Below are 23,929 nucleotides of genomic sequence, written 5' to 3'. Positions count from 1 at the left end.
GCATGCTGAAAATCGGGAGATATCAATTTCAATCCCGTTTGTTTTTGGGAACCGGAAAATTTTCTTCACTCGAAGTACAACGAGAGGCGGTGGAAGCCTCTGAAGCAGATGTATTGACGTTTGCCATCCGCCGCCTGGATGTTTTTAATCCGGATCAGCCCAACTTTTTGGAGAAACTCGATCTGAAGCGTTATACCCTTTTACCCAACACGGCCGGGGCGACGACAGCGGAAGAGGCTGTGCGGATCGCCCGTCTCGCCAAAGCTTCCAACCTGTGTGACATGATTAAGGTCGAGGTGATTGCTGATCCGAGAACGTTGCTTCCCGACCCGATCGCCACACTGGAAGCTACCCGCATCCTGGTCGAAGAGGGGTTCACCGTTTTGCCGTATACTTCCGATGACCCGGTGATCGCCCGCAAATTGTGGGAAGCGGGTGCCCATGCCATTATGCCGGGAGGTGCGCCCATCGGTTCGGGACAAGGTTTGCTCAACCCGATGTACCTCCGTTATATTATTGAAGAATCGCCGGTTCCGGTGATTATCGATGCGGGGATCGGTTCTCCGGCTGATGTTGTGCAGGCGATGGAATTGGGGGCGGATGGTGTGCTGCTGAATACCGCCGTCTCGCAAGCGGATGACCCGGTGAAAATGGCCGAAGCGATGAAATGGGCGGTAAAAGCAGGAAGATTGGGCTTTGAAGCTGGGCGGATTCCCAAACGGACGACAGCCAGTGCCAGCAGTCCGCAAACCGGCTTGGTAAAATAACAAAAATCCCCTTAAGGGTAAAGGACATCCTTAAGGGGATTTTTTATTCAGATGCGGAATTGTCGGGAGACCGGATCGGGCTTGGCCGCTTTTGTTTTTTTGGTGCGATAGCGGGAAATATTGAGCAGAATTCCCAGCGAGGTCAGTTTGAGGATCAGGGCGGTTCCTCCGTAACTGATCAGCGGCAGGGGAACACCGGTCACCGGAAGCAGCGCCGTCACCACTCCCAGGTTGAAGATCGCTTCAATGGCAATCGAACTGACGATTCCGATTCCCAGCAGCGTCCCGAATGAGTTGGGAGCCTGCAATGAGATCAATACTCCCCGCACAATGAGAAAAATAAACAAAGTGATCAAAAAAGCGCCACCAACAAAGCCCAGTTCTTCTGATATGATGGAGAAGATAAAATCTGTATGCGCCTCGGGCAGGTAGGCCAGTTTTTGAATGCTTTTCCCCAGGCCGACGCCGGTCAGCCCTCCCGGTCCGATCGCGATAAGGGACTGGATGATTTGATATCCGTCCCCGGTGGGATCGCTTAAAGGGTTCAGCATGGTTTTGATCCGGTCTACCCGGTAACTTCCCGAGAGCATCACCAGGATCAAAACGGGAACACCGGACAAAAAGAGATACATGAGATGCTTGAACCTGGCACCGGCGCAAAAAATGATGATCAGACTGGTCAGGATAATGATCATCGTCGCACTGAAATGAGGTTCGATGACAAGCAGAGCGGAAACAAAGCCGATGATGATCAGGGGCGGCAGCAACCCGCGACGGAATTTATCGAGATGGGGCTGTTTTTTCACCATGATCGAAGCTGTGTAAATGATCATTCCCAGCTTGACCAATTCCGAAGGTTGAAAGGAAAGAAAACCGAATCCAAGCCAGCGTTTGGCGCCGTTGTGCACTTGTCCGACCAGGGGAACCAAGAGCAACAGGATGACGCTCACGGCCAATATCCAGCCTACATGTTTCCGATAAGTTTCATATGGTATATTGGAAACGACGAAAAAAAGGATCAGACCCACCAAGCCGTTGGCAAGTTGCTTTTTAAAAAAATAATAGGAATCATGGATATGCGGGTCGGTATAACCTTTAAAATAACTGGCGCTAAATACCATAACCAGACCAAAACCGAGCAAGATAAAGGTAACCAAAATTAACCAAAAATCAGGTTTGCCACGTTTCATCGTGAAAATCTCCTTCTGCGAAATGTTTTTCAATTCCGTTCATGATGGCAGGATGGAAACCGAAGCGAAAAGGAGAATCAATTGTATGTTAAAGAAAATGCAACGAATTAAGCAAATCGATCCATTTATTATTCTGACGCTGTTCGTACTTGCTGCTATCAGCATTGTTGCCATATCCAGTGCGACTTACACGAGCGATCCTTCATTTGTGCAAAAACAGATGCTCTGGTATTCAATCGGCTTTCTATGTATGATCGGGGTTCTCCTCTTTGATTATAAAATTTTGCTTCAGGGTCGGTTTTTGTACATTCTTTATGGGTTTGGCATATTGTTGTTGCTCATCGTCATGATTCCCGGTGTCGGAATAAAAGTAAACGGTGCACAGCAGTGGATCGGAATCGGAAGTTTAACCTTTCAACCGTCTGAGTTGATGAAGCTGATCTTTATTCTGATCTTAGCAAAAATCCTTTCCGTGAAAAAAGGAGCACCTTGGTCCGATCTCAAGACATTGGGAAAAATAATCGCTTTTTTTGCCATCCCATTCCTGATTATCGTTTTACAGCCGGATTTGGGAACAGCCATGATTCTGATGGCGATTACGGCGAGCATGTTGCTTGTCGGGGGACTCAACTGGAAATGGTTTGCCGGGGGAATCGCCGTTGTGGCCATAGCGGCCGGCACTGTTATAATTCTCTATACCACGCATTCGCCCCTGCTCCATCTCATTTTGCAGCCGCACCAAATTCAACGGATTCAAATTTTCCTCGATCCGGCGTCCGATCCCACCGGGGCCGGCTATCAGTCGACACAGGCCAAAATCGCGATCGGATCGGGAATGCTGAAAGGGAAAGGATTTCATCACGGGACGCAGGCGCAGGGAAATTGGATTCCCGAACCGTACAATGACTTCATTTTTGCTGTGATCGGGGAAGAGTTTGGCTTTATCGGAGCCAGTGTGCTTATGTGTGCCTATCTCTTTTTGCTTTACCGCCTGATCCAAATTGCGATGAGGGCCTCGCATCCGTTTGGCGTTTACCTCACCTCCGGGATTGTCGGCATGTTTGTCTTCCAGATATACCAAAACATCGGGATGACGCTGGGGTTAATGCCGATTACTGGCATTCCGCTGCCATTTATCAGTTACGGAGGAACCTCGCTCGTCACCCAGATGATGGCCATCGGCTTTGCGCTCAATGTCGGCATGCGTTCGCGCAATGAACTGATGTTTGACACGTTTGTTGCTTAAAGTGGTGCAACCCCCTTGCCGGAATGCGGCATCCGGCCAAGGGGGGTTTTTTATAAAAAAAAGGGTGGTAAATAAAACCATTGATTGAGGAGAATGTCATAATTATCATTAATAATAGGAAAAGAAGTCAAAAATTTTTTGACCAAATTCGATCATCTCTTCACAGAAGCGTTGATTTTGAAGGAAGTACATGTCATGAAATGAAACAAAAGCGGGTAATGTTAAAATAGATGATGAGAGGAGTGGATCAGATTGTTTTTTCCCATTTGGTATGGTGTGAACCCCATCTTTGTGCTAGTTTCCATTATCGGTCTCGTGATCACGCTATGGGCCCAGTGGAAAGTGCGGGGAAATTACCAAATCTGGTCGCGGGTTCGTGCGAGATCGGGATTGACCGGGGCGGAAGTTGCACGCAGGATTCTCGATCGAAACGGTTTGTATCACGTGCCGGTGCAAATGGTTCCGGGGAGTCTGACTGACCACTATGATCCGACTGCGCGGGCGGTTCGCCTGTCGGAACACGTATACACATCTGATTCAATCGCGGCCATTTCCGTGGCGGCCCATGAATGCGGACATGCCATTCAGCATAAAGAAGCTTATGGAGCGTTGGTGTTTCGCCACCGCATGGTTCCCGTTCTGAACATTGCCTCCGGTCTGGCGCCTTTCTTGTTGATGGCGGGGATCTTTTTTAAGTTTACCGGCCTGTTGATGCTCGGTTTGATCTTTTTCTCGGTTGTGGTGCTGTTCCATCTCGTCACGCTGCCGGTGGAATACAATGCGAGCAGCCGGGCCAAGAAAATCATGGCGATTGAAGGGTTTGTGCACGGTCCTGAAGAGGAAAGAGGCGTTCGCCGCGTCTTGGGTGCTGCCGCGCTCACCTACGTTGCCGGTGCGTTGGTCGCCTTGCTTGAATTGTTGCAATATGTCTTTATTCTCTTTTTCCAGAATGACCGGGATTAACAAGCCAAAGCCCCTTTTACAGGGGTTTTTTCTTTGCCGGCATTTCGGTGGCCGGACCGTCGGGAACCACTTTCCCCCCGATTTTTCGGACTTCTCACCCGGATTGCGCCGAAAAGGCTTGAGTTTTTTGTTGTAAAAAAACGGAAGCGGCTCAGGGGTAATAGAAACGGTTGGCATTCACATACTAAAGGCAAATAAAAAGTTGAAGGAGGGAACTGTGAATGCTGACTCGTCGGCTGTTCATCAGCGGCTTGGTCGTGCTTTCGATGATCACCATGTCCGTGGGCTGTGCCACAAGCAAGCAAGGATTGCCCAATCCGAACGAACCGGGGTATCGTACGCAAAAAGTGGCCAATGAGTCGCTGCGCAACCGCAATGTGCGCAATGATGTACGCAATGGGAATACCTACTTGAATCGTACCGATACCAATGATAATAATTTGTCGCGCAACGTGCGGGTGGCGGATGACGTTGCCAGGGGGGTAGCGGGTTTGAAACAGGTGAATACTGCTGCCGCCATTGTGATGGGTCGTAACGCTTATGTTGCGGTCACTTTGAAACATAACACCGGCGACGGGAAATTGACGGAGAGGATAAAAAAACAGATTGCCAGGAGGGCCAAAGCAGTTGATCCAAGCTTGCGCAACGTCTATGTCTCCTCCAATCCGAACTTTGTCAAACAAATGAATAATTATGCCAATGATTTGCGAAACGGGAGACCGATCAGCGGGTTTATCAAAAACTTGGGCGATATGATCAGAAGAACGTTCCCGGAAGCAAAATAAGCAGAAAACCCATTTTCCTTAGAAACCCATTTTCTACGGGGAATGGGTTTTCTTATTTGTAATTAATTAAGTTTCTCTATAGGGATTTATTCGTCTTTGTTTTTTTATATAATGGTTGTGAAAGAAATGTTGGCCGAGGAGTGTGATCCATGAGCAGACTAACCCCAATGGATATTTTTAATAAGGATTTTAAGCATGCCATCCGTGGTTATGATATTGAAGAGGTTAACGAATTTTTGGATTTAGTTATAAAAAATTATGAAGAAGTGCTGCAAGAAAATGAATATTTAAAGGATCAGATCAAAAAATTAAAGAAAAATCAAGGGGGTTCGGGTGCGGCAGCCAATCAGAATGATGACCTGATGGATCAGATTCTCATGCGCCTGGAGAGATTGGAACAAATCGTGCTCAGATAAGGAGGAGACGATTGTCAGCGATTCAGCGTTTTTTCAGCGGAGTGACAGAAACTGGGGATCAGCAGGAGCCCAATTTGAGGACAAGATATTACCGAAATCAAAAATGGGAGGCAATCGAAGCGTTAAAAGGGTTGCCCGGGCAGTTTCCTTCCTTTCGGTTGATTCATGTGGATGAATCTCGCGGGGAGGTTATGTTGGAATGTCGCAATGGTATAGGGTTGAAACATGATTTGGTCGTCACCGTGATCGATATCACCCCGCTCCGGACGGCGGTTGATATTCATGCCGCACTGAGGGCAAAGTTTGTTGACTTCGGGTGGAACGGAAAAATTATCCGAAGCATCTATCAATATTTGGACCGACGATTGAGCAAAGATTTGAGTAACGGGTGAATTTCTGGACGAAAGCCGGCTGTTTAAGGAAGATTTATTTGACAGATTTTTCTGATTATATCATCGGCAGGATTGATTTATTCAACGGTACGTATGAGACAAGAGAATTCGCAGTCAGGGCAAATGTACATCTGAAGCGGTGGATACCCATCGCTTTTTTTGTGCAAAAAAAGAGACAGGATACCCGGAGAGATTTTGTTCTTTGGAGACCCCTCATCCGTCCTTCTGGTGTTGCCGCCTTGCAAATCAAGCCTGTCATCGTGAGAGTCATATTTTTTATTTAATATTAGTATAATTTCATTTATCGGAAGGTTTTTAATACGGATATGACGAAGTAATTTTCATTCCGTTTTTTGTTTGTGTATTGAAGGAGGGAGAGATTTGAAAAAGTTCGGCCTTTTTTCTCTGCTTTTATTGCTTGTTTTGGCTGCCGGTTTATCGGGATGCGCCTCAAAAGCCAATGGTCCAGAGCAAAAGATCCTGAATTTGAATGCCACCGGCGAACCGACCAGTCTCGATCCGGCCAAGGCATTTGATGAGGATACGCTGGAAATCACCAACAACCTGTTTGAAGGTTTGATGCGTCTGGACAAAAACGATCAGCCGCAACCGGCGCTCGCCGATAAGGTCGATGTCAGTTCCGACGGGCTGACTTACCGGTTTCACCTGAAAAAGACCAAATGGTCCAATGGGGATCCTTTGACCGCGCATGATTTTGAATACGAATGGAAGCGGGTGCTCGATCCGAAAACGGCCGCGGAACCAGCGTTCTTGCTCTATTTTATTGAAGGAGCGGAAGCATATAACACGGGGAAAGGGAGCGTGGATCAGGTCGGGGTCAAAGCTTTGGATGATGACACGCTGGAAGTCCGGCTGGCAAAGCCCACCCCTTCCTTTTTACAGTTGACGGCTTATCCCGTCTACTTCCCTGTTGACCGAAAAGTAGTCGAGAAAAATCCGAATGCATTTGCCGATGCAAAAACGTATGTGAGCAACGGGGCGTTTAACCTGACGGAGTGGAAGCACAATGATCATCTTACCCTTGAGAAAAATGACCAATATTACAAAAAAGAGAAAGTGAAACTCGATGGACTGCATTATTCGATTGTCAGTGATAACAAAACGATTTACCAACTGTATCAAACAAAAAAGTTGGATGTCGCAGCCGGAGCGCAAATGCCGGCGGATCTGCTTCCCTCCATGCTGAAAAACGGGACAATCAAGACGATGGACGGCAACGGGCTTGCCTTTTTCCGCTTTAATACGAAGAAACCGCCGTTTACCAATGCTAAGGTGCGCAAGGCATTTGCACTGGCCATTGATCGCCGGACCATCGCAGAGAAGATCGTCGGCGGAGGAGTAAAACCGGCGTATGGCTATGTGGCCCCTTCCGCCCCGAATCAATTTCGCAAACAAGGCGGCGACTTGATTAAGGACGGACAGTATGATGAAGCCAAAAAATTGCTTCAGGAAGGCATGAAAGAAGAAGGCTGGAGCCAACTGCCGACAGTCACGCTGCTGTACAGCAATTCCAATGAGAAATATAAAAAGATCGCCGAAGCAGTACAAGAGATGATCCATCAGCACCTGAATGTGGAGATACAATTGCAGGCCGAGGAGAAGAAGGTGTTTTTCGCCGATCAACGCAGTTCGAACTTCGTCATGCAGCTGGCAAGTTTCCTAGCTGACTACAACGACACCTATAATTATCTGGAGAGCTGGCAAACCGATCATTCAATGAATCATACGCATTGGAGCAACAAAGAATATGACGCTTTGCTGGAACAATCTTCGGAAACGAGCGATATCAACAAACGTGACCAGTTGCTTCATCATGCTGAACAGATCTTGTTTGATGAAGCGCCGATCACTCCGCTGTATTTCTACAATATCGCTTATGCGCAGCAGCCGGACGTGACGGGAATTATCCGCCATCCGGTCGGGCCGAATGATTATTCGGAAGCAGATAAAAAATAAGGAATTTGCTTGGGGAAAAACGGAAAATGGGAACAACTTGTTGCAAAACCTCTTTGTTGGCTTGGGAGCGGAGTCGGTTTCTGCTCCATTTTTATTTCCTCCATTTAACAAACGTTTTTTTACAGGAAGAAACACATACTAAGCCTAAACCCGGAAACCAAATGGAGGGATCGGCATGGCTAAGGACAAGAAGCTGAATAAGGAAGAAGAAAACCAGAACGAACCGAATGTCGCAAATAGACCGGATGATGAGGAAACAGCGGCGGAACTTTCACCCAATCCCACCTTTGCCAGTGAAGACAACGACCGTGACGACCAGAGAGGCGCGCGTACCGAAAATGGTGGTATGGGACTTGGCATCGCCGCTTTGGTTCTGTCCGTCCTCGCCTTTTTCTTCTGGCCTTTCGTTTTGTCGATTGCCGGCATCGTCGTCGGTGCGTTCGCCGTCAGAAGGAAAAGCACGTTGGGCTGGTGGGCCATTGCTGTGGGAATCGTTGCTTTGATTTTAGCGTTTGTACTCTTTCCGTTTCGTTTGATATTTTAACCTTCCGGGTGGAAACAAGTCCCCAAAAAAGGGGGCTTGTTTTTGTGTATTGGTTTATGGTATAATGATCATGTCGATACGCGGATGTAGTTTAATGGCAGAACACTAGCTTCCCAAGCTAGTAGTGCGGGTTCGATTCCCGTCGTCCGCTCCAACATGAAAAGGTACCACCGTCAGGTGGTACCTTTTCTTTTTTCATTAAATTGGGATAAAATAAGAGAGTGTTTTTTAAAAAAATATCGGGGAGGATGCTTGTGCAGGAAAAAGAATATGTCCGTTCTCTCTTTGTCCAGGAAGACGAGGTCTTGAAAGGGATTGCCGCCGGATTGGCCGAACGCGACATGCCGCAGATTTCCGTACCGCCGGAAGTGGGAAAAACGCTTTACCTGCTCACCAAGATTTCCGGAGCCAAAAAGGTGTTGGAAATCGGGACACTGGGTGGATACAGTACGATCTGGTTGGCCCGAGCCTTGCCGGAAGACGGGAAAGTGGTATCGCTTGAACTGAAACAGAAGCATGCCGACTTTGCCATGGAAAACTTGACAAAAGCAGGGCTGGATACACGCGTTTCCTTTATGGTGGGGGATGCGGCGGATAGTTTGTCCCAATTGACCCAAAGAAATGAGCGGTTTCAATTTATTTTTATTGATGCAGATAAAATGAATTATTTGCATTACTTGGAAAAAGCGATTGAACTGGCTGAACCGGGAGCGATCATTGCCGCGGACAATCTCTTTATGGGCGGGAAAATCCTGGATGAGTCTTATCAAGGTCCGTCCCCTGTGGCCGTACGGGAATTTAACCGCCGCATTGCCACCGATCCCCGGTTGGAATCCATTCTGCTTACCATCGGTGACGGTCTGGGAATTTGCCGCGTCAAATAAATATAAAAACTGCCGGAGGAAAATGTTTCACTTCGGCAGTTATTCACATGGGTTTTTCTCATTCCGGATTTGATTTTGAGCCAAAGCGGAATTTATTTCCCCATTTTTCAATCCATTTCTCCGATTTTACTGCTATTTCGGGGTACCGCCGGCGCAGGCGATCAAGCAGGCGTTTCGCCCAGGGCGTGGTTTGCGACAACAGGATCAACCCGATCAGCGTAAAGAGAAACCCTTGCAGAATCGGGACAAAAAAGCCAATAATCCCGAGGACGAGAAATGTCCAGCCAAGTACGACTTTGATCACGTGTTTTACTCTGTCATTCATGGGGAACAATAAACCACCTTTTGCTTTGGGGTGTCATCGTAATTAGTATACCCGACCAACCTGGGATAAAAAATGGTCAGCTTTTTGGACAATTAAAAAACGACATCAAAGGAGTAGATCAGATGAGCCGTCTGGAAGAGATTCTGGCCTATAATCGGGAATTTGTGAATAATAAGGAATATGAACCATATCTGGCGGAAAAATATCCGAAAAAAGAGCTGCTGGTCGTAACCTGTATGGATACCCGGTTGGTTGAGCTTTTGCCAAAGGCGCTCAATCTTAAAAACGGAGATGCCAAAGTGGTAAAAACGGCCGGTGCCATGGTGACAGAGCCATATGGCAGCGTGATGAGAAGCATTTTGGTGGGAGTGTCGCTGCTGAAAGCGAAAGAAATCTTTGTGATTGGGCACAAAGGATGCGGCATGGAAGGGCTGAGAGCCGGATCGGTTCTGGAACACTTAGAGGAGCACGGGGTCACGCAGAACGAAATTGAAGCCGTTCGTGAGCAAGGGGTGGATCTGCATAAATGGTTAGCCGGATGCGCAAACGTGGAAGAAGGGGTCATGAACAGCATCCGTCTGATCCAAAATCATCCCCTGCTTCCCCAGGAAATTCAGGTTCACGGTTTGATCATTGATCCCGAAACCGGGGAGCTGGAGCTGATTCATGACGGGCGGAAATAAGTTTGGTCTCCGGCTTTCAAGTGGAATCTTATTCTGATAAAATTGATGAAGAAAAGGGGGAATAAAAATGGCGCTCGCAACATTTGGTGCAGGCTGTTTTTGGGGAGTAGAAGAAACGTTTCGCCAGGTTCCGGGTGTAATCAACACCACAGTGGGCTATATGGGCGGGACGTTGGAGAACCCAACCTATGAAGATGTATGCACTGACCGCACCGGACATGCGGAAGTGGTGCAAATCGAATATAATCCGGAGCAGGTCTCCTATCTGGATCTGCTCGATATCTTTTGGAACAACCATAATCCGACGACGTTAAACCGTCAGGGTCCCGATGTGGGAACGCAGTACCGTTCCGTGATCTTCTACCATAATGAAGAGCAAAAGAAATTAGCCGAAGCATCCAAAGAAAAGATGGACAAAAGCGGCCGCTGGAAAAATCCGATCGTCACGGAGATCACACCGGCTTCAACATTCTGGCGGGCAGAAGAATATCATCAACGCTACCTGCAAAAGCGCGGCCTTGACTCGTGCCATATCTGATCCTGAAATCGACCGATGCTGCTTCTTGAAGAGGCGGCATCTTTTTTTACAAAAATATTATTGCGAAAATAAATAATATAATTTCTTGTAAGATAAATGATGAGGCGATAAAATAGAGATGGAATCGACGTATTTTTATTTATGCAACCGTTTGCACAAAGGAGGCTTCGGAGATGAAAAAATGGATCGGTCTTGTCGCGGTTTTCGCGATAGTGACCGCACTGTTGAGCGGATGCGGGCCGAAGCGCGATCCCCATGTTCAGGCCGGTGGAATCGAGCGGAAGCCGGACAAGCTGGTAGTCTGGGAAAACGCGGATGACGGGGTGCAAATCAACAACACCAAAAAATTGGCCGCCCAGTTTACCAAACGAACGGGGATCAAAGTCGATGTCGTTGCCGTTCCTCTCTTGAAACAGGAAGATAAACTGACGCTGGATGGCCCGGCCGGAAAGGGGCCTGACCTGGTTACCTGGCCGCATGACCGGCTGGGGGAAGCGATTGTCAAAGGTCTTTTGCAACCGATTCAGGTAGATGATTCCGTCAAAGAGCAATTTGATGATAACGCCATGCGGGCCATGACTTATAACGGTCAGGTTTATGGTCTGCCGAAAGTGACGGAGAGTATCGCTTTAATATATAACAAAAAATTAATGAACAACGTACCGGCAACGTATGAAGATCTGATGAAGTACGCAAAAGAGAACAATAAACCGGCGGAAAATAAATATGGAATCATGTTTGAGGCGAATAATCTTTATTATACGTATTTCCTGTTTGCGGCCAAAGGCGGTTCCGTTTTTGGGGAGACCGGTGGCAAAACCGATCCGGATAAAATTGAATTAAACAGCCCGGGCTCGATTGCCGGGATGAAAGAAGTGGAAAAATGGTTCAGTCAGGGGTTGTTGCCGAAAGGGCTGAAAGGGGATACCGTGAGCGGGCTCTTTAAAGAAGGGAATGTGGCGGCCGTCCTGAACGGTCCCTGGGCAGTCAAGGACTATCAGGCTGCCGGCATTGATCTGGGTGTCGCACCGCTTCCCAAGGTTGACGGAAAACCGGCACGGACGTTTGTCGGTGTGAAAGGATGGTATTTATCCGCTTACAGCAAGCATCCCCGATACGCGACTGATCTGATGAAATTTTTGACAAGCAGAGAAGCATTGAAATCACGATTTCTGGAAACGGGTGAAATTCCTCCGCGCAAGGATCTTCTGAATGATCCGATGATTAAAAACAATCCGTTGATTAATGGCTTTGCCGAGCAGGCGAAAACAGGGGTGCCCATGCCGAGCATTCCGGAGATGGGGGTTGTCTGGGAACCGGTTAACAATGCCCACACCTTTGTCGCGGAAGGGAAACAGACTCCCAAACAAGCACTGGATGACGCAGTCAGATTGATCAAAGAAAACATCAAAACGATGAAACAATAAGCAAAATCAGAAGGGAAGACAGGGGCCTCCGACTGCCGGGGCCCCGACGACCCGTCCTGCAACATGCTTTTTCAGACGGAATACAGGGTAAAGGATGCGAGGTTGGATGAATTCAGCAAAATGTCCGTTAATAAGAAGAAGCAGGGTTGCCGCCGTGCTGTCCGCTTTGTCGATGGGCCTCGGGCAAATGTACAATCGACAGTGGGTGAAAGGCGGATTGTTATTGGGGTTGCAGATCGCCTATATCGTTGTTTTCTATCCTTTTTTTAACATCGGACTCTGGGGCATTGCCACCTTGGGCACAATTCCGCAAGTGGATAATTCGCTCGATTTGATGGCGGAGGGGATTATTTCCATTTTGCTTATCCTGTTTGGCCTGGGCTGTTACGGTTTCAATATTCGCGATGCCTACAAAGTGGGAAAATTGCGGGAACGGGGAGTCAAACCTCCCGGAGTGATGCAGACCTTCCGGCATGTTACCGATCAGGGTTTTCCGTATCTTGTGATCGGACCGGCCATGATATTGCTTGTGTTTGTGGTGCTCTTTCCCATTTTGTTCATGATAGTGCTCGCTTTCACGAACTATGACCTTTATCATCAACCTCCGGCCAAATTGGTCGACTATGTCGGGCTGGATAACTTCGTGCACCTGTTTCAACTCAGCTTTTGGAAAACATCTTTTTTCAGCGTTCTCTGCTGGACGGTGGTTTGGACGTTGGTTTCGACAACGGTTCAGGTGATTTTGGGCCTGTTTTTAGCCGTGATCCTCAATCAGAAAAAACTGAAGTTTAAAAAGTTTTTCCGCACCATTTTGATCTTGCCGTGGGCAGTTCCCTCGTTTGTCTCGATCATTGTTTTTTCCGGCCTGTTTGATAACAACTTCGGAACGGTTAACCTTTTTTTGCAGGGAATCGGGCTGGGGGCACTGCCGTGGATGACGGATCCCTTTTGGGCCAAAATCGCCATTTTGCTGATCCAATTTTGGCTTGGCTTTCCCTTCAGCATGGCTTTATATACCGGTGTGTTACAAGCGATCTCTGCGGATCTGTATGAGGCGGCTGAGGTGGACGGGGCGACGATCTGGCAGAAATTTCGCCATATCACTTTGCCGATGGCGCTTTATGCAACGGCTCCGTTGCTGATCGTTCAATATGTGGGCAATTTTAATAATTTCAATGTCATTTATCTCTTTAATAAAGGGCTTCCGGCCATCCCGGGACAAACGGCCGGGGGGACGGACATTCTTATTTCCTGGGTTTACAAATTAACCTTTGAAACCTCCAAATACAACTATGCCGCGGCGATTTCCGTCATCATCGGCTTGATCGTAACCGTGCTGGCCGTTTTGCAATTCAGGGGAACCCGTTCGTTCAAAGAGGAAGGGATGATCCGATGAACAGCAGCAAACGGCAAACGTATCTCCGGCTTCTCCTGAGTTACCTGATTCTGATCATCATGGCTGTGATTTGTATTTACCCGTTGCTGTGGGTGATCGGGGCTTCATTCAGCCCGGGGGACGGCATCTTTTCCACTTCGCTGGTTCCGAAACATGCGACCTTGGCTCATTATCGCTGGCTTTTCTTCAATCCTAACAGCCAGTATCCGACCTGGTATTGGAACACCCTGAAAATCGCCCTGATCAATGCGTTTGTGTCCGTGATCATCACCACTGGTACGGCCTATGTGTTTTCCCGTTACCGTTTTTTCGGACGCAAATACGGATTAGTTTTATTTCTGACTTTGCAGATGTTCCCGTCGATGATGACAATGGTTGCCATTTATCTGTTGCTGAATTGGATCGGTCTGTTGGATACGCACCTGGGGTTGCTGATTTTTTACGCGGGAACGCAAATTCCGTTCAACACCTGGTTGGTGAAAGGGTATTTTGACACGATACCCTACAGCCTTGATGAAGCAGCGCGGATCGACGGGGCCGGCCATGTCACCATCTTCTGGAAAGTGATCATGCCGCTGGCCAAACCGATTCTGGCGGTGATGTTTTTGTTTAATTTTATGACACCGATGACTGATTTTCTGTTGCCGCAAATCATATTGACCAGCCCGGATAATCAGACGCTGGCGGTCGGGCTGTTCAGCTTTATCAACAAAGATGTAGGCAAGCAATATACGTTGTTTGCTGCCGGTTCCGTGTTGATTGCCGTTCCGATCACGGTGATTTTCCTGTCTTTACAGCGCTACTTTATCTCCGGATTGACTGCAGGAGCGAATAAAGGCTGATTCAGGGAGGAGATGAGCTTTCATGCTTATTGAAGCACTTTTTCACGAAACGAGGGTTCCCTATGCCTGTCCGGAAAATTTGCATTCCCTCAGGGTGCGACTGCGTGCCGGGAAAGGAGAAATCGCCCGCTGTCTCGTGCTCCACGCGGATCGCTATGAATTACTGGATTCCTATTTTCAGCAGACGGAAGCGGAATGGATGGCCTCGGACCAGCGGTTTGATTATTTTGAAGCTTTGCTGGAGTGCACTGCAAAACGCCTGCAATATGTATTTCTCCTGGAAGGAAAAAAAGGAGAGCGGGTTTATTTCGGAGAATCGGGAGTGTCAAAGGAACGGAACCGGGCAGGAGTTTTCCAGTATGCCTATATCCATGAATCAGCCTTGTTTGTGACCCCGGAGTGGGCCAGGGATGCGGTGGTTTATCAGATTTTTCCGGACAGGTTTGCCAATGGTGACAAGGAGAACGACCCGCCCCGGACGGAAGATTGGAGCAAGGATGCACGGCCCGGAAGGGACAGTTTTTACGGCGGTGACTTGGAGGGGGTGATCCATTCCCTCCCCTATTTGCGCAAACTGGGGGTTAATGCGCTCTATTTCACTCCCATTTTTGCCTCCCCATCCAATCACAAGTACGATACAGCGGATTATCTGAGAATTGATCCCCAGTTTGGCAATCTGGACACGTTTAAGCGCCTGATCAGGGAGGCTCACCGGCACGGGATGCGAATCATTCTTGATGCGGTGTTCAACCATTCGGGTGACCGGTTTTTTGCTTTTCGCGATGTACTGGAAAAGGGAGCGGACTCGCAATACAGAGACTGGTTTTTCATCGAGCAGTTTCCGGTTGTGCAAACGCCACAGCCCAACTATGAGACGTTTGCTGTCAATGTTCCTGTCATGCCGAAGCTGCGCACGGAAAACAGGGAGGTAAAAGAATATTTGTTCCAGGTCGTCCGCTACTGGACAGAAATGGGGATCGACGGGTGGCGGCTGGATGTGGCCAATGAGGTGGATCATGCCTTTTGGCGTGATTTCCGATCTTTTGTGAAGATGCTGAATCCGGAAGCCCTCATCATCGGCGAAGTATGGCATAATGCGGTAAAATGGCTGGAAGGGGATCAGTTTGATTCGGTCATGAATTATTTGTTTCGCGACTGCGTTTATCGTTTTTTTGCAGAGCAAACATCAGATGCCAGCGAGTTTGATGCCGAATTGACCACAGCACGCATCTCTTATCCGGATCAGGCGCTGCAAGTGGCATGGAATCTGCTTGATTCCCATGATACCGAGCGCTTTTTGACCTCTTGCGGTGAAAAGGAAGAACGGTTCCGCCTGGCCGTCTTGTTTCAGATGACCTATGTGGGGACGCCGTTGATTTATTACGGGGATGAAATAGGCATGACCGGAGAGACAGATCCTGATTGCCGCCGGCCGATGTTGTGGGATAAAGAGGAGCAAAATCAGGCGCTTTTCTCCTATTATCAACGGCTCATCCGGATTCGCCGGAGTTGTGCTCCGTTGCGGAGGGGGAGTTTCCGGACATGGTTGGCTGATCCAGGTTCCCCTGTCTATGCCTTTGTGCGCTCATGGCAAGGGGAAAATGCAGGAATTGTCCTGAATAACAGCGACAGCTGGCAAAATGTTTCCTTGCCGCTGGATACATGGGCAAAAAGGAATTGGACCGATTTGTTGACGGGGGAAAAAGGCCAGGCATCAGGAAACCGGATGGAGTTGATTCTTTCCCCTTATCAGGGAATGGTGCTGGTTTGAAAAACAGTCTGATCATTTGTTAAAGGGGTATTTTTATGGCAACGATTAAAGATGTGGCGAAACTGGCGGATGTGTCGCCATCGACAGTGTCGAGGGTGATTGCCGGAAGCAACCGGATCAGCCTTGAAACCAAGCTCCGCGTTAAACGGGCGATGGAAGAACTGAACTACGTTCCGAACGCGATCGCCAGAAGTCTGGCGCGGAGCCGCTCGCGAACCATCGGTTTTACCATCGCCCGGGAGGCGGATCAGGCTTTTTCCAATCCTTTTTTTTCAGAAGTGATGCGGGGGATGTCGACTATCGCCCAAGCAAGGGATTACAACATCCTTTTGTCTATCAGCCGGACACCGGAAGAGGAACGGCAAAAATGCATGCAACTCTTTCGCGAGCGCAGGGTCGACGGGTTGATTGTCTCCACTTCACGCAAGCAGGATCCGCTGATCGACCTGCTGATTGCCGAAAACGTTCCCTTCGCCTTGATCGGGAGAAGCTGTGAACACCCGGTTTTATCGGTGAATAATGACAATATACAAGCGGCCAAAAAAGCAACATTGCATTTATTGGAGCAAGGATATGAGAAAGTGGTTTTTATCAGCGGCGATCCCAATCTGATCGTAAGTCAGGACCGGATCAGCGGGTATAAACAAGCATTGAGCGAGAAGGGAATAAGCTTCGCGGCGGAAAGAGCAGTGACGGCGGAGTTTTCCATCGAAAGCGGATTTAATGCCCTGCAGGAACTGAAATCCCGCGGTGTCGACTTTGACGCGGTGCTGGCGGCCGATGACTTGTTCGCCTTGGGAGCCTTGCAATTTGCCGGACATAACCGACTGCGCGTCCCCGAAGAACTCGGGATTGTCGGTTTTAACGATTCGCCGTTGTTGTCCTTTACGAATCCTCCTTTGACCAGTGTCAAAATCTTATCGTACGAACTCGGCATGGAGGCGGTGAAACTGCTTTTGAACGCTTTGAGCGATCCGGAACATTGCAGCTTGCCTGCTGAGCATGTGATTCCGTCACAACTCATCATCCGCCAATCGAGTTTGAAAAAGAACAGGGAAATGGATTGCACCTGAATCTCATGTCAGGTGTTTTGTTTTATGATAGAATGGTGAAGTTATGAAGAGAGGAAAGGAGGGCAAGTCGGTGATCTATTTGGATAATAGCGCCACAACGCAAACAGATCCCGAAGTGGCCAAAGTAATGGCTGATGTGATGGTCGATGTGTTCGGCAACCCTTCATCTTTGCATGGACTGGGGGTAAAAGCCGAGCGGTTGGTCACCGGGGCGCGCAAGGTGATCGCGCAAGCCTTGAACGTTTCCCCTGAGGAAATTTTTTTCACCTCGGGCGGTACGGAAGCCAATAACCTGGCGATTCGCGGGGTAACCGAAGAATATGCCGGCCGCGGAAAACACCTGATTACAACCGAGATTGAACACCCGTCGGTATATGAGGTGTTTCAATACTTGGAACGCAAAGGGTGGAACGTTACCTATCTCCCTGTAGACTCACAGGGACGGGTGAATCCTGATGATGTGGAACGGGCGATCACAGAGGAAACGGTGCTTGTCTCCATCATGCATGTCAATAATGAAATCGGCACCATTCAGCCGATTGAGGAAATCGGGCGGCGGCTGGAGCGCTATCCCAAAGTGCTGTTCCATGTGGATGCCGTACAGTCTTTCGGCAAGATTCCCTTATTGCCCCGCCAGGCGAAAATCGACTTCCTCTCCGCGTCCGGCCACAAACTGCATGGACCGAAAGGAGTCGGTTGTTTATATATACGCAAAAATCTTCACCTCCCGCCTCTTTTGATCGGCGGCGGACAAGAGCAGGGAATCCGTTCCGGAACCGAGAACGTACCGGGAATTGTCGGAATGGCAAAAGCGGTCGTGTTGGCCCGGCAGAAGGGGGATGCTTTTATACGCGATTCTGCCAACTGGAAAGAAGCTTTTCTCAGACAGATCCAGGAGCGGTTGTCTTCCGTGATCATCAACGGCGATGTGAGCAGGGAAGGCGGTGCGCCGTATATTATCAATCTTTCATTTCCCTTCCTGAAATCGGAAGTGATCGTTCATGCGTTGGAGAAAGAGGGAGTCTATGTTTCCAGCAAGTCGGCCTGTTCCTCCAAAAAAGAGTTGCCCAGCCGCGTCCTGAAAGCGATTGGACGGTCGGATGAAGAAGCGCTCGGCTCGATTCGCATCAGTTTGGGACGGATGAACACCGAAGAGGATCTCATGCGGTGTGCCGATGCGCTGGGCAAAGTGATCCCCATGTTACAACAGGTGATGAAGGTGCATAACAGATGAAAAGAAACTGTGTTTTGCTCCGCTACGGAGAATTGGCATTAAAAGGAAAGAATAAGGCGGATTTTGAAGACCGTCTGGTAAACAATATCCGCGAAAAAACGGCGCGTTTTGCCGGTGTGAGCGTGGTGAAAACACCGGGCCGCATTTTTGTGGAACTGGAAGATGAAGCACCGGAAGCGCTCATTGACGAACTGAAGACCGTATTTGGTCTGGTCGGGATTTGCCCGGCGATCCGGGTGGAAAACGATTGGGAAAAGATTAAGGAAGCGGCCCTGGAATTGGTGCGAAAGCAGGAAGGTGTCCGGACATTCAAAGTGAACAGCAAGCGGGCGGACAAAAAGTTTCCGATACGGTCGCAGGAGATGAATCACCGCCTCGGCGGATTCATTTTGGGAAATGTCCCCGAACTCAAAGTGGATGTGCACAATCCCGAATTGACGCTTCATGTGGAAGTGCGCAGCAAATACGCCTATATCTACGGAAATGATATTCCGGGACCGGGCGGATTGCCGGTGGGAGCCAGCGGCCGCGTCCTGCTGCTCTTGTCGGGAGGGATTGACAGTCCTGTGGCCGGCTATCTCGCTTTAAAGCGCGGGGTGGAACTGCATGCGATCCATTTCCACAGCTACCCGTTCACCAGCGAGAGGGCCAAGCAGAAAGTGATCGACCTGGCACAGATCCTGACGCGTTATGGCGGGAAAATCCATCTGCACATCGTTCCGTTTACGGAAATTCAAACGGAAATAAACAAACATTGCTATGACTCTTATTCCATTACGATCATGCGCCGGTTCATGCTGCGCATCTCCGAGGCCGTCGCCAAAAAACATGGTGCGCTTGCCCTGGTGACGGGGGAAAGCCTGGGGCAGGTTGCCAGCCAAACGCTCGAAAGTATGAATACCATCAATGAAGTGACAAATATGCCGATCTTAAGGCCGGTGATCGGGATGGACAAACAGGAAATCATGACGATTGCCAAACGGATCGGAACGTATGAAACTTCGATTTTGCCCTATGAGGACTGCTGTACGGTCTTTTTGCCAAAAGCGCCCAAAACCCGGCCGGATAAACAGGTGGCGGCCCGTGAAGAAGCCAAACTGGATCTGGAACGCCTGGTGCGTGAAGCGGTTGAAGGGACGGAAGTGATCGAATTAAATCCGGGTGAACCGGAAGAAGAGTTTTCCTTCTTCTGAGCTGAAGAAAGCGATTTTTGAGTTTGCCTCCTCAAAAATCGCTTTCAAACTTGATAAAATCAGAATCTTCCTCCCTGGATATATTTTTTGATATTTTGAAATGGAGGGGATCAGCGATGATTAACTTCCAGGATGAAATCTGTGCTTTAACCAAAGAGCTCGTCGAGCATCCCAGCATTGTCGGCACGATCGGGGAGCGGGACATGGCGGCTTTTATTTATGAAAAATTGCGTCAGCTCCCTTATTTCCTTGATCATCCGCATCATTTGCGCATTACGCCGACCCGGCATGATGACCGGGAACGGTACAATGTGCTGGCGCTGGTCAGAGGAAGGGATGAAAATTGTTCCGAAACGGTGATCTTGATGGGGCATTTGGATACCGTGGGTGTCGAGGATTACGGCAAATGGATGGGACTGGCCTTTTCACCGGATGAGCTGCTCAGGGAATGGAGCAAAGGAAAAATTCCCGCTGCCGTTGCCAGGGACTTGGCCGGCGGGAATTACATGGGCGGCAGGGGAGTTTTGGACATGAAAAGCGGGGTTGCCGGCATTATGGCGATTTTGCGCTACTTTGCTGAAAACAGGCACCGTTTTCAAGGGAACCTTCTCTTTCTGGTCACATGTGATGAAGAGAATAATTCGCGGGGAATTTTATCTGCTCTGGCCGACATCCATCAGCTGGCCCGGGAAGAAGAACTCCGGTTCATTGCCGCGGTGAATTCCGATTATACGGCCCCGCGTTTTGACGGGGACCCGAACCGCTATATTTATTTGGGTACGGTTGGCAAACTGCTCCCCGCCTTTTATATTGTCGGCAAAGAGACGCATGTCGGTCAGGCGTTTGAAGGATTCGACCCAAACCTGATTGCGGCTGAACTTACCTCCCGCATTGATTACAATCCTGATCTGTGCGATGAAATGTTCGGCGAGGTGACGATGCCTCCGGTTTCGTTGAAACAGACTGATCTAAAAAAGCAGTATGATGTGCAAACTCCACAAACCGCCTTTGTTTACTACAACTTTTTTGTTCACAGTTGGTCGCCGCGCGATGTTTTGTGCCGGTTGAAGGGGATTGCCCGTGAAGCGTTTGAAGCGGCCATTGCAAAGTATCACCAGCGGGGTCGCCTTTACAGCCGATTAAGCGGAAATTCGTATGTTCCTCCGGAGATTGAACCGCGCGTTTTCACATATGAGGAATTTTACCACCTTTGCCGGGAAAAACACGGGGCGGAGTTTGAACAGCAGATCCTGGCTTTTTCCCACAATATGCTGAACAAGGAATCAGTGGATATACGCCAGTACGCCAAGCAGATGGTAGAGGAATTATGGCGCTGGGGCGGGGATGCGGAACCGGCGGTCATCCTGTTTTTCGCATCTCCGTATATCCCCCGTGTTGTCCTGAACGAAGATGATCCGCGCGACTTCCGCCTGATTGAAGCGGTTTACCGCGCGGTGGAGCAAATCGAACCTTACTGTGCGGAAAAAATACAAGTTCGTAAATTTTTTCCGTATATTTCGGACATGAGCTTTGTGGCGCTGAGTGATGATGAAAAAGAGATTCAGGCCTTTGAAATGAACATGCCCGTCTGGGGAGTGAAGCACCAGATGGATCTGGAAGCGATCCGTCAGCTGGATGTCCCCGTGATCAATATCGGTCCTTATGGCAAAGATGCCCATAAACAATGGGAACGGGTTGAAATCTCTTACTCGATGAAAATTGTTCCGAATTTGACGGTTGCGGTAATCAGGCACTTGTTTTCCTCATAATTTTAGTTAACGAGGGTGTCCAACTGACTGGACATGAAAGTTCTTTCCGGTCTGGCGGAGCGTCACTTTGCGGTATGCGAATCTCAAATTGAGGGTTCGCTTTCTCTGCTTCTTCAGCCAGTTGTGAAAGGTTAAGAGGGCAGGCATGTTGGTCCGCCAAAAAGGCGAAGCCGGTATCAGCATGCCTGTTTAAAGGAGTAAAAAAAACATGGCAAGTTGGCTAACGGATATGGCTTTTTGGATTGGCTTTTTTAACATCATTATCCTGGATCTCCTTTTGAGCGGGGACAATGCGGTGGTAATCGGGATGGCGGCGCGAAACCTGCCTGAGCATCAGCGAAAAAAAGCGGTCATGATCGGTGCTGGAATGGCGGTCATTTTGCGCGCTTCTCTCACTGCGATCGCCGCGTATCTGTTGAAGATTCCGCTCCTCATGACAATTGGGGGGATTTTGTTGTTATGGATTGCCGTCAATTTGCTGGCTGATGAAGAAGAAGGCACGGAGGTGTCCCTTGGCCGTACCCTGAAAAGCGCGATTAAGACGATCATTGTGGCGGATGTGGTGATGAGCCTGGACAATGTGCTGGCGGTAGCCGGAGCGGCGCACGGCAGTGTTGTACTGGTCCTGTTTGGTCTGGCTTTAAGCATTCCCATTATCATGTGGGGGAGCGGGCTGGTGGCTTCCCTGTTAAAACGGCTCCCCTGGCTTATCTATGCAGGAACCGCCATCCTCGGGTATACTGCCGGTGAATTAATGATCGGAGATCCTTTGGTGCGCAGTTATCTGTCCGGGGGACAGGATTATTTGGATACGGCGGTTCCGATTGTTTTGGCCATTCTTGTCATGGTCGGGGGTCATGTGATGAAGAAGGTGAACAGCAAACAAAAAACAGCATGAGCATAAGGAGGAGAAATGTTTCCTTTGCTCATGCTGTTTTTTGGCTGGGGAAGCAGGATTCGAACCTGCGCATCACGGAGTCAAAGTCCGTTGCCTTACCGCTTGGCTATTCCCCATCGACTCTATTCCTTAGCATCGCCGCTGCGGAAAAAATTATTCACGATCACGCGAAAATATTTCCATGCAATCACCTTTAGTCAATTATTTATTAATAGTTACTTGACAAAAGTAAGTGAATGAGGTTAAGATGGCATTACAGAAATTATCAGAAATGGAGGGAGTCTGATGAATACCGGTCTTTTGCTGATTCGGCTTGCAGTCGGTTTGACGTTTATGGGGCATGGATCGCAAAAACTGTTCGGCTGGTTTGGCGGGCCTGGTCTGAAAGGGACAGGACAATGGTTTGAATCGATCGGGATCAAGCCGGGTTTATTTATGGCTTTTTTGGCCGGATTGGGTGAACTGGCGGGCGGTTTTTTGTTTGCCGCCGGTCTTGGGGGACCTGTCGGGGCCGTTTTGATTGTGTTGACAATGCTGGTGGCTGTTTTTAAAGTTCATGGAAAGAATGGTTACTGGGTGACACAAGGGGGATATGAATACAATTTGATCCTGATTGTCGTTGCCGTCGGTGTCGCCTGCACCGGTTCGGGAACATATTCGCTTGATGCCGTTCTATTCAGATGATGACAGAAAGAGGAGTCAAAAATGTTGAAAGTATATCCGGCTGAATCACGATACACCTCCGATCACGGTTGGTTAAAGACAGCGCACAGTTTTTCATTTGCCGACTACTATGATCCAAACAATCTTCAATTCGGTCCCCTGCGGGTGTTGAATGATGATATTGTTGCCCCGCTCACCGGCTTTGGCCCCCATCCCCACCGGGAGATGGAAATTGTCTCGATTGTTCTGCAAGGGCAATTAAGGCATGAGGACAGCTCGGGAGCGACGGAAACCACCACATTCGGCGGTGTTCAGAGAATGACCGCAGGCACGGGGATCGTCCATTCGGAAGTGAATCCTTCCAGTGAAGAAAAAGTAAATTTTTTGCAATTATGGTTTCTGCCTGAGCAAAAAGGGCTGACGCCCTCTTATGAAAAAACGGAATTTCCGGTTGAGAAGATGAAAAATCGTCTTTTGCCGATTGTCGCGAAAAATCCTGCTTCCAAAGAAATTGCCCATATTCATCAGGATTTGACCATTTACTTGGCTGATCTGGAAAAAGGAAAAGAAATCGTCTTTTCGCAAAAGCCGGGACGGAGAATTTTCCTGTTTGCGATTGAGGGACGATTGGTTGTTAATAAAGGTGAAGCGATCTTAAACAGACGCGATTCTGCCCGCATCACGCAAACCCCCGTACTTCAGTTGGATGCTGAATCCGATGCGCGATTCATGCTGATTGATTTGCCTTGAGTCCGATCATCATGAATAACTTCGGGGAGCTCATAATGTTTTGAGTCTGTTGGCAAACTGGTTGCATGTTTTTGAAAAAAGCCGGGAGATCTGATGATCCTCCCGAGGTTGTTGACAAAGAAGGTCAACAGCCTTTTTTTGTTGAAAAGGTATAAAAAAAATTCCGAAGGAAGGTTTCTATGTTCAGGACGAATTCATCCAGA

24 protein-coding genes and 2 tRNA genes are annotated in these 23,929 nt (G+C 48.8%); 23 read left to right on the top strand and 3 right to left on the bottom strand.

Annotated elements, in window-relative coordinates; translation table 11 throughout:
- The first annotated feature begins 2 nt into the window (after positions 1 to 2).
- Positions 3 to 767, top strand: coding sequence for a thiazole synthase (locus tag I8U17_RS06060; RefSeq protein ID WP_198059166.1), 765 nt, complete (start codon positions 3 to 5; stop codon positions 765 to 767).
- 47 nt (positions 768 to 814) lie between these two features.
- Here I8U17_RS06060 and ftsW read toward each other — a convergent pair whose 3' ends face one another.
- Positions 815 to 1,957, bottom strand: coding sequence for a putative lipid II flippase FtsW (gene ftsW, locus I8U17_RS06055; RefSeq protein WP_198059165.1), 1,143 nt, complete (start codon positions 1,955 to 1,957; stop codon positions 815 to 817).
- Between the two features lie 85 nt (positions 1,958 to 2,042).
- On the opposite strand from ftsW, the gene rodA reads away from it, so the two are divergent.
- The 9 genes from rodA (at position 2,043) to I8U17_RS06010 (ending at position 9,164) form a co-directional block, all read left to right on the top strand.
- Positions 2,043 to 3,203, top strand: coding sequence for a rod shape-determining protein RodA (rodA, locus tag I8U17_RS06050; RefSeq protein WP_052154342.1), 1,161 nt, complete (start codon positions 2,043 to 2,045; stop codon positions 3,201 to 3,203).
- Positions 3,204 to 3,455: 252 nt separating this feature from the next.
- Positions 3,456 to 4,166, top strand: a complete 711-nt coding sequence (locus I8U17_RS06045) for a zinc metallopeptidase (protein WP_220185029.1) — start codon at positions 3,456 to 3,458, stop codon at positions 4,164 to 4,166.
- Positions 4,167 to 4,387: 221 nt separating this feature from the next.
- Complete coding sequence (locus I8U17_RS06040) at positions 4,388 to 4,951, top strand: YhcN/YlaJ family sporulation lipoprotein (protein WP_033101704.1); 564 nt, start codon at positions 4,388 to 4,390, stop codon at positions 4,949 to 4,951.
- Positions 4,952 to 5,100: 149 nt separating this feature from the next.
- Positions 5,101 to 5,367, top strand: a complete 267-nt coding sequence (locus tag I8U17_RS06035) for a DivIVA domain-containing protein (protein WP_033101703.1) — start codon at positions 5,101 to 5,103, stop codon at positions 5,365 to 5,367.
- An 11-nt stretch (positions 5,368 to 5,378) separates the two neighbouring features.
- Complete coding sequence (locus I8U17_RS06030; RefSeq protein ID WP_052154340.1) at positions 5,379 to 5,759, top strand: hypothetical protein; 381 nt, start codon at positions 5,379 to 5,381, stop codon at positions 5,757 to 5,759.
- A gap of 381 nt (positions 5,760 to 6,140) precedes the next feature.
- A complete protein-coding gene (locus I8U17_RS06025; RefSeq protein ID WP_198059164.1) occupies positions 6,141 to 7,736 on the top strand; it encodes a peptide ABC transporter substrate-binding protein in 1,596 nt (531 codons plus the stop codon).
- A gap of 175 nt (positions 7,737 to 7,911) precedes the next feature.
- Positions 7,912 to 8,280, top strand: a complete 369-nt coding sequence (locus I8U17_RS06020) for a DUF308 domain-containing protein (RefSeq protein WP_033101701.1) — start codon at positions 7,912 to 7,914, stop codon at positions 8,278 to 8,280.
- A gap of 80 nt (positions 8,281 to 8,360) precedes the next feature.
- Positions 8,361 to 8,434, top strand: a tRNA-Gly gene (locus I8U17_RS06015).
- 94 nt (positions 8,435 to 8,528) lie between these two features.
- Positions 8,529 to 9,164 carry an O-methyltransferase gene (locus tag I8U17_RS06010; protein ID WP_033101700.1) on the top strand — a complete coding sequence of 212 codons (636 nt, stop codon included), beginning with the start codon at positions 8,529 to 8,531 and terminating at the stop codon, positions 9,162 to 9,164.
- Between the two features lie 58 nt (positions 9,165 to 9,222).
- Here I8U17_RS06010 and I8U17_RS06005 read toward each other — a convergent pair whose 3' ends face one another.
- Positions 9,223 to 9,489: a PGPGW domain-containing protein gene (locus I8U17_RS06005; RefSeq protein WP_033101699.1), complete on the bottom strand. Its 267-nt coding sequence runs from the start codon at positions 9,487 to 9,489 to the stop codon at positions 9,223 to 9,225.
- Positions 9,490 to 9,611: 122 nt separating this feature from the next.
- Between I8U17_RS06005 and I8U17_RS06000 the strand changes: the two genes are divergently transcribed.
- The 11 genes from I8U17_RS06000 to I8U17_RS05950 all read left to right on the top strand — a co-directional run bounded on the left by I8U17_RS06000 (position 9,612) and on the right by I8U17_RS05950 (position 22,313).
- Positions 9,612 to 10,172 carry a beta-class carbonic anhydrase gene (locus I8U17_RS06000; protein WP_033101698.1) on the top strand — a complete coding sequence of 187 codons (561 nt, stop codon included), beginning with the start codon at positions 9,612 to 9,614 and terminating at the stop codon, positions 10,170 to 10,172.
- A gap of 67 nt (positions 10,173 to 10,239) precedes the next feature.
- A complete protein-coding gene (msrA, locus tag I8U17_RS05995; protein WP_033101697.1) occupies positions 10,240 to 10,710 on the top strand; it encodes a peptide-methionine (S)-S-oxide reductase MsrA in 471 nt (156 codons plus the stop codon).
- A gap of 173 nt (positions 10,711 to 10,883) precedes the next feature.
- The gene (locus tag I8U17_RS05990; RefSeq protein WP_198059163.1) at positions 10,884 to 12,137 is read left to right on the top strand and encodes a maltodextrin ABC transporter substrate-binding protein; all 1,254 of its coding nucleotides are present in this window, start codon (positions 10,884 to 10,886) and stop codon (positions 12,135 to 12,137) included.
- Between the two features lie 106 nt (positions 12,138 to 12,243).
- Positions 12,244 to 13,533, top strand: a complete 1,290-nt coding sequence (locus I8U17_RS05985; RefSeq protein WP_198055329.1) for a sugar ABC transporter permease — start codon at positions 12,244 to 12,246, stop codon at positions 13,531 to 13,533.
- Positions 13,530 to 14,375: a sugar ABC transporter permease gene (locus tag I8U17_RS05980; protein WP_033101696.1), complete on the top strand. Its 846-nt coding sequence runs from the start codon at positions 13,530 to 13,532 to the stop codon at positions 14,373 to 14,375. The genes I8U17_RS05985 and I8U17_RS05980 overlap by 4 nt, the downstream gene beginning before the upstream one ends.
- A gap of 22 nt (positions 14,376 to 14,397) precedes the next feature.
- Complete coding sequence (locus tag I8U17_RS05975; RefSeq protein WP_198059162.1) at positions 14,398 to 16,146, top strand: alpha-glycosidase; 1,749 nt, start codon at positions 14,398 to 14,400, stop codon at positions 16,144 to 16,146.
- Positions 16,147 to 16,181: 35 nt separating this feature from the next.
- Entirely contained in the window at positions 16,182 to 17,219 is a 1,038-nt protein-coding gene (locus tag I8U17_RS05970; RefSeq protein WP_033101694.1) for a LacI family DNA-binding transcriptional regulator, read from the top strand.
- 70 nt (positions 17,220 to 17,289) lie between these two features.
- A complete protein-coding gene (locus I8U17_RS05965; protein WP_033101693.1) occupies positions 17,290 to 18,453 on the top strand; it encodes a cysteine desulfurase family protein in 1,164 nt (387 codons plus the stop codon).
- Positions 18,450 to 19,646 carry a tRNA uracil 4-sulfurtransferase ThiI gene (thiI, locus tag I8U17_RS05960; RefSeq protein WP_198055331.1) on the top strand — a complete coding sequence of 399 codons (1,197 nt, stop codon included), beginning with the start codon at positions 18,450 to 18,452 and terminating at the stop codon, positions 19,644 to 19,646. The genes I8U17_RS05965 and thiI overlap by 4 nt, the downstream gene beginning before the upstream one ends.
- A 116-nt stretch (positions 19,647 to 19,762) precedes the next feature.
- Positions 19,763 to 21,415 (top strand): M20/M25/M40 family metallo-hydrolase, encoded by a 1,653-nt coding sequence (locus I8U17_RS05955; RefSeq protein ID WP_198059161.1) that lies wholly within the window; start codon positions 19,763 to 19,765, stop codon positions 21,413 to 21,415.
- Positions 21,416 to 21,623: 208 nt separating this feature from the next.
- The gene (locus I8U17_RS05950) at positions 21,624 to 22,313 is read left to right on the top strand and encodes a TerC family protein (RefSeq protein WP_232330936.1); all 690 of its coding nucleotides are present in this window, start codon (positions 21,624 to 21,626) and stop codon (positions 22,311 to 22,313) included.
- Between the two features lie 41 nt (positions 22,314 to 22,354).
- Here I8U17_RS05950 and I8U17_RS05945 read toward each other — a convergent pair.
- Positions 22,355 to 22,429, bottom strand: a tRNA-Gln gene (locus I8U17_RS05945).
- 166 nt (positions 22,430 to 22,595) lie between these two features.
- Between I8U17_RS05945 and I8U17_RS05940 the strand changes: the two genes are divergently transcribed.
- Together I8U17_RS05940 and I8U17_RS05935 are read left to right on the top strand one after the other, a co-directional pair.
- Positions 22,596 to 22,997 carry a DoxX family protein gene (locus I8U17_RS05940; RefSeq protein WP_033101690.1) on the top strand — a complete coding sequence of 134 codons (402 nt, stop codon included), beginning with the start codon at positions 22,596 to 22,598 and terminating at the stop codon, positions 22,995 to 22,997.
- A 21-nt stretch (positions 22,998 to 23,018) separates the two neighbouring features.
- Positions 23,019 to 23,726 carry a pirin family protein gene (locus I8U17_RS05935; RefSeq protein ID WP_198055332.1) on the top strand — a complete coding sequence of 236 codons (708 nt, stop codon included), beginning with the start codon at positions 23,019 to 23,021 and terminating at the stop codon, positions 23,724 to 23,726.
- Positions 23,727 to 23,929: the final 203 nt, after the last annotated feature.

Source organism: Thermoactinomyces sp. CICC 10521 (assembly GCF_016055135.1).
Lineage (GTDB): Bacteria > Bacillota > Bacilli > Thermoactinomycetales > Thermoactinomycetaceae > Thermoactinomyces_A > Thermoactinomyces_A daqus.
Note: the sequence above shows the minus strand (reverse complement) of the source record. Positions and strands in the feature narration are given on the sequence as shown.